Annotated in this window: 5 protein-coding genes; 3 read left to right on the top strand and 2 right to left on the bottom strand. The window is 37.3% G+C overall.

Going from position 1 to position 4,961, the window contains the following annotated elements; genetic code table 11:
• Window positions 1–264: 264 nt before the first annotated feature.
• Window positions 265–780 carry a hypothetical protein gene (locus ACNQGJ_RS16750; RefSeq protein ID WP_417975056.1) on the bottom strand — a complete coding sequence of 172 codons (516 nt, stop codon included), beginning with the start codon at window positions 778–780 and terminating at the stop codon, window positions 265–267.
• A 298-nt stretch (window positions 781–1,078) separates the two neighbouring features.
• Window positions 1,079–1,909, bottom strand: a complete 831-nt coding sequence (locus ACNQGJ_RS16745) for a hypothetical protein (RefSeq protein WP_417975058.1) — start codon at window positions 1,907–1,909, stop codon at window positions 1,079–1,081.
• 654 nt (window positions 1,910–2,563) lie between these two features.
• On the opposite strand from ACNQGJ_RS16745, the gene ACNQGJ_RS16740 reads away from it, so the two are divergent.
• The 3 genes from ACNQGJ_RS16740 to ACNQGJ_RS16730 are packed head-to-tail and all read left to right on the top strand — an operon-like array spanning window position 2,564 to window position 3,967.
• Window positions 2,564–3,319: a hypothetical protein gene (locus ACNQGJ_RS16740; protein WP_417975060.1), complete on the top strand. Its 756-nt coding sequence runs from the start codon at window positions 2,564–2,566 to the stop codon at window positions 3,317–3,319.
• Window position 3,320: 1 nt separating this feature from the next.
• Window positions 3,321–3,716, top strand: a complete 396-nt coding sequence (locus ACNQGJ_RS16735; RefSeq protein WP_417975069.1) for a DUF5675 family protein — start codon at window positions 3,321–3,323, stop codon at window positions 3,714–3,716.
• Between the two features lie 11 nt (window positions 3,717–3,727).
• A complete protein-coding gene (locus ACNQGJ_RS16730) occupies window positions 3,728–3,967 on the top strand; it encodes a hypothetical protein (protein WP_417975062.1) in 240 nt (79 codons plus the stop codon).
• Window positions 3,968–4,961 lie beyond the last annotated feature (994 nt).

Genomic DNA, 4,961 nt, shown 5'->3' with positions numbered 1-4,961 from the left:
ACTACCTCGAAGTTCCATTCCGCACCCCGAGCCGTTCGTCCTGCGGACTCAACTCGCGGAGTGCTGCCACTTCACTTCTTCGTTGTTTTCTATGCTTTTTATTTAAGGGCGAGTTAATAGTATACGCTAGTTCGGCGATGCTTTATCAATCAGCTTAGGGTCACTTCCTTTTGTCAATGCTGGAAGTCATCCTTGATTTTTTTATATGGCGACTGTAAAGGTGAGTAAAAGTACAGGTTAATTGGGTGATGCTTTATTAGTCGATTATTTTTTCTTTTCCTCGTCGACAATTAGTTTTAAAGAATTGATATAGTCCGTATCAAATTCTATAACTCTTATTTTGTTTTGCTTAAAACTCATCTCACCGTCAAACTCCCCTTCGGTTCCCAAAAAATCTATTACCAGTTCTTCCTCATTTAATTCTATGAGTTTACCAAGATAAACTGCTTTATCAGACTTTTTTGTAATCTGAAAAATCTCATATTTAGTCGCTAGAAAATTTATAATTGAATACAAATCTTTCAGTGGAATAATTTCCTCTGCGCTTGTTTTTAGACCTTTAAGTTTGATTACTCTTTCGGTAAATTCATGATCCTTGTCTTGAATAATTGACTTTACATTTTTGTTCTTTAATATAGTATAGCCATCGATTATAAAATCTACAGGATTGTTTTTCAGTAAAATCCAATCTTCAGTCCAATCAATAAGAAAACCACTAAAGACGTCTTTTTTGTCTTCAAATTCTATTGAAATTAATTGTCGTAAATATTTCTCCATCATGTTTTTTAAATTTCGATAGCAGTTTACTACAAGCCTCAGTTCTCTCGAAGTGACGGGATTATAGCTTCATACAAACTTTATATTTGTTTAATCAGTACGTAAATATATTGGATTTAAACTACAATTGAAATTCTTTCTGTAAAAAGTTGCTTTAGTGGTTGTCAAGAAAAAATAATTTGTGAAAAGCCTTAAAAATCGCTGGTAGCACCCAAAAATAGAAGGATATGAATCAGCGACATTCGCGCAGTATTTGCGATACATTATCTATACAAATAGCGAGCAGCTTCTTTAACTAAATTCACACTTTACTTGATATCATCAGAATCTCCCGACCTCGAAGGCAGGGAAAATCTAAACTGCGTTTTTCAGTGTTCGGCGTATAAGATGCAATTACCGTAGCTGTATTGTATTTTCGATGCAAGAATATTTGTTTCTTTCGATTTTGTTTTAGAAATCCTATGAAAAGGAATGTCAGATGGAGTTGATTTCCTAAAAGCTTTTCGGTGGTGATCTTTATAGTCTGTTTTTCAGCTTCTTTATTCAGTATCAATGCAGTACTATAAAAAGTTTGGAAGGTGTCGTTTTCAAAATCCCAATTGGTTGTTGCGGTTTCTAAATGAACATGTGTTGCTTCTTCCGGCCAATCCAAATTCTCCTTAGCGAAGAAATTATTGAATGTTAGGGTTTGATTTTCTGTGTTATAGCGTTCTTTTATTTTAAGTACCTTTCTCAAAGGTCTTAGTTTGTTGCTTTCAAATAGCAATAAACATTCCCTACCCTCGCTAGTTTTTAATCCTTCAGTTAGTGTTCTTTTTCCTTGCGGATTGGTCGCGTCTTCCTGAAGTATTTCAAGCAAGAGTTTATTAGTCCTACCTGCAACACTTCCGTCTTTGGCTAGGCTATTAAAACGTTCGGCAAGTTGTCTAAAAACGGCAGCTTTTTTTACGCATTGTCCGAATTCTATCCCCTGATTGCGTATTCTGTCGAAGATGGGATTGTTTTTAAACTCTTCAGCTGTTATTCCCGTTTTTCCTCGCATACGTGCATAATTTTTTCCATCTGCGGTCACTACAAAGTTTATGTCATCTATAGTTCCTTTGATCAGAAATGGTGCTGTTACTTTTGCCATGTTTTTTTTGTTAGTGAGTAGTGAGTGGTGAGCAGTGAGTAGTGAGTGGTGAATATAAAGTAGACAATCTGTATTGGAATTTTGGTGGTTGTATTATTATTTGAACAGCTTATTGAACATGTATTGCTGTTTTAGAGAAGTACCTCAGCCCCCATTAATCGCTTTGTGAATCCTATCCGATTATACAACGCAAAACATGTTCCATCTGAAGCCCTGAATAGTCACAAAATTCCTCTATTGAAAGTAGTTGATGTGGCTCTTTATTCAAGTTGGTTTTGATCTTGTGCAGATATAACCTTGCTTGTCGGTATGTTTTACCAGTAATACGTTGTACATCTTTTGGATAAATACATACCCTGATGTTACTTGCAATCACATTTTTATTTTTTAATACATTGTTGCAGTCAAATGACTTTTCTTGTTATCTGTCCCTTTTCAGGGTCTTTTTTATTTTTTGTAAAGTTATGAAATTTACTTACGTATGACTTGACTAAAATAGGTAATTGTAGGCTTTTTAATACCATTATTGACATCTGCTTTTTGAAATGTTGTTTAAATGATTCAATCTTTGCTGAAATCATTCCAGATTTAGTTGCAACGAATATTCAGGATGACAGTGTAGTTCAATTATTTTAAACTTAAATTTTAACAATTATGGCAAGACAGAAAGGCATAATTAAATTGAAAGGTACTATCGGAGATATTACTTTTTACAAAACGCAGGACGGGCATCTGGCACGCGAAAAAGGCGGAATTGAAGCCAGTAGAATTGCGAGCGATCCGGCGTTTCAAAGAACACGTGAAAATGGTTCTGAATTTGGTAGAGCCGGGAAAGCCGGAAAAATATTGAGAACCGCATTAAGAGCTTTGCTCTTAAATTCTGCCGATGGCAGAATGGTTAGCCGACTCACTCAATCAATGGTGAAAGTTATTCAAGCTGATAGTACCAGTGTCAGAGGATTGCGCAATGTCATTGATGGCGAGGCTGAACTGCTTACGGGTTTTGAGTTCAATATCAGAGGGAAATTGGGCACCAGCTTGTTTGCACCCTTTCTAGCCACCATTGACCGTTTAACAGGAGAGATCAAAGTTGATTTGGCTTCTTTTATCCCGTCAAATATGATTGCTGCAGCCTCGGGGACTACACATTTTAAAATTATTTCAGCTGGAGCTGAAGTTGATTTTGAAGCGGAAAGTTTTGTAGCTTCTAATTCAGAAACCGCTATTCTTCCATGGGATGTTGCGCCAACAATTGCTATCAGCCAAACCAACATGATTACGCCTAATAGTACAAAACCCTTATTCCTAGCTTTAGGAGTGGAGTTTTATCAAGAGGTAAATGGAAGAATGTATCCATTGAAAAATGGTTCATACAACCCTTTGGCTTTGGTACAAGTCAGTGGATTGTAAGATGGTTTTGGTATTGTCCAGAACTTATTTCCCTGAAGGAACGAATGGAAAACTTACTTGTGATGGTCGGTTCATTTGTAGTACCATTGAATTGCCCTGGAGGAAAAATCAAAAGCGTGTTTCCTGTATTCCAGAAGGATACTATTTATTGCGAAAGCGGTACAGTCGGAAATTTCACTGGCATATTGAAGTGGTTGCCGTAAAAAACAGAAGCTTTATTTTGTTGCATCCTGCTAATAACGCCTTGAAAGAATTGAATGGGTGTATTGCTCCTGTTACGCAACTTTCAGGATATGGTTTAGGTTTGCAATCCCGACAGGCATTTGTTAAAGTGAAAAAATTGGTTTATGGCGCTTTAAAACAGTCTGCAATAGTTTCATTAATTATTCAATCTTAAAATTTATACTTATGAATTTAGTAAAAAGAATAAAAGGTCCAACGCCGAAATTTTTTAGAGTACTTCGGAATATTGGATTGGCATTGGCAGCAGTTGGCGGAACTATTTTGACTGCCCCGGTTGCTTTGCCTGTTATCATCGGCTCTATTGGCGGGTATATGGCCGTTGTTGGAGGAGTGTTGTCTGCCGTAAGTCAGCTTACGACTTCCGATGAGGAAAGCCCTTATCACGTTCAGGATGACGACGAGTAATCCTATCCTTATGGGTACAGCAGGCGGTACATTTTTGAGTATTGCACCGAATTTGCATTCAGATGATGTTTTGAAAACTGTTTTATTGGCCAGTATTGGAGCGATAGTCAGTTTCATTATATCGATGCTACTCAAATTTTTTATTAAGAAGTACCGAAAATAGTTTGATTCCAATTGGATTAACCGGAGTTAAATTGAATGAAAGCCCAAACCGTAATGGAATGGGTTTTTTTTTGGTCGATGAAGAGTGTTTGTACTTTTTTAGCTCACTTAACTTTTATTATAAGTGGTGTTTGCTTCGCCTGTTCGCTTCGCTCGGGTGTCTGAATCTTCGATTTGTCTTGTTGAAAAAGAAACAAAAAATATTCATGGGCTATTATTGTTTTTGGTATTCCTGAATTTTTGATTGCAAGCCTGAATATTTTTACACCAAAAATCATCGGACAAATTTTCCTATCGCGATCCTATCCGTTCGTGTTTCACACTCGACTCAGGGGGCGCTTCCTGCGGCCGGCGCTGAAATCTTTACCGTGATTTTCTAGTATCGCAACTATGAGGGCGATCTGAAGAGGGTGTATAGGAACGTTTGCTGTTGTAGGTACTATTTTATATCTTGAATGTGATCTTTTTCTTTTGCCTTGATGCAAAAGAAACAAAAGATCAAGCCTGAATATTTTTATCCCAAAAATCATCGGACAAATTTTCCTATCGCGACCCCAGCCGCTCGTGTTTCACACTCGACTCGGGGGTCACTCCCCTGCGGCCAGCGCTGAAATCCTTACCTTGATTTTCTGGTTTAAAAATATAAGGGCGGGGAGAGGAGGTGATGAGTAAAATCAAGCCTGTAATGTCCTTACTCGTTTTTTTTATGAAATTCTTTTCTTTTGCCTTGATGCAAAAGAAACAAAAGATCAAGCCTGAATATTTTTATCCCAAAAATCATCGGACAAATTTTCCTATCGCGACCCCAGCCGCTCGTGTTTCACACTCGACT

This window comes from Flavobacterium cryophilum (assembly GCF_048286555.1).
Lineage (GTDB): Bacteria > Bacteroidota > Bacteroidia > Flavobacteriales > Flavobacteriaceae > Flavobacterium.
The sequence above is the reverse complement of the archived record's forward strand: the minus strand, read 5'-3'. Positions and strand labels throughout refer to the sequence as shown.